Below are 373 nucleotides of genomic sequence, written 5' to 3'. Positions count from 1 at the left end.
GCCCCGCTCCGTCGACCAGGCCCTGAAAGCCGTCGACGGCTGCCTGGCTGTGGCCGAGGCCCGGCGCCCGGCGGCTCCGGCCTACGGCTCCGGCCACCCGCTCGACCTGCGGCCGGGCGCACACCCCAACCACCGCGTGATGGACGGCCGGCCGGAGCGGTTCGTACTCCGCTGCACCATCGAGGAAATCGGCGGCGTGCACGTTGCCCGGCAGCGGGCGCACCCGGCGGGCCGGGCCCCGCCTCCGCGCCGAAGGCCGGCTTCCTTCCCGGTGCGGTGTATGAGGGCTGACCCGGCGGGGACAGTCCTGGGATGGTGTCCAGGCGTGCGATGTCACCATTCGTGGGGGCTGTGCCCTTCACCCCGGCTGGAG

The organism is Streptacidiphilus neutrinimicus, assembly GCF_000787815.1.
GTDB lineage: Bacteria > Actinomycetota > Actinomycetes > Streptomycetales > Streptomycetaceae > Streptacidiphilus > Streptacidiphilus neutrinimicus.
Note: the sequence above shows the minus strand (reverse complement) of the source record.